The sequence below is a fragment of the Pseudarthrobacter sulfonivorans genome, assembly GCF_014712225.1.
GTDB lineage: Bacteria > Actinomycetota > Actinomycetes > Actinomycetales > Micrococcaceae > Arthrobacter > Arthrobacter sulfonivorans.
On record NZ_JACXBW010000052.1, the window covers coordinates 1 to 535 of the forward strand.

At 66.9% G+C, this 535-nt stretch carries 1 pseudogene; it reads left to right on the forward strand.

Going from position 1 to position 535, the window contains the following annotated elements:
- A pseudogene (locus IAQ70_RS22515) lies at nt 1-535 on the forward strand (glucose-6-phosphate dehydrogenase); the annotation flags it as partial.

Consider the following 535-nt stretch of genomic DNA (forward strand, 5'->3'; position numbering starts at 1 on the left):
GCTGCCCGAGGATTTGTCCACGCACTCGGCGCGCGGGCAGTTCGCCGGCGGCTGGCAGGGCGGGGAACAGGTCCAGGGCTATCTGGACGAAGACGGGATCCCGGCGGATTCGAAGACGGAGACGTTCGCGGCGATCCGGGTGGATATCCATACCCGCCGCTGGGCGGGGGTGCCGTTCTACCTGCGCGCCGGCAAACGCCTCGGCCGCCGGGTGACGGAGATCGCGGTGGTGTTCAAGCGGGCACCGAACCTTTTGTTCCGTGATCACGGGGAGGATGACTTCGGCCAGAACGCGGTGGTCATCCGGGTCCAGCCCGATGAGGGCGCCACGATCCGGTTCGGGTCCAAGGTCCCGGGCACCCAGATGGAAGTCCGGGACGTGACGATGGACTTCGGCTACGGGCATTCGTTCACGGAGTCCTCCCCGGAGGCGTATGAGCGGCTGATCCTGGACGTGCTCCTCGGTGAGCCGCCGCTGTTCCCGCGGCACGAGGAAGTCGAGCTGTCCTGGAAGATCCTGGACCCCTTCGAAGAT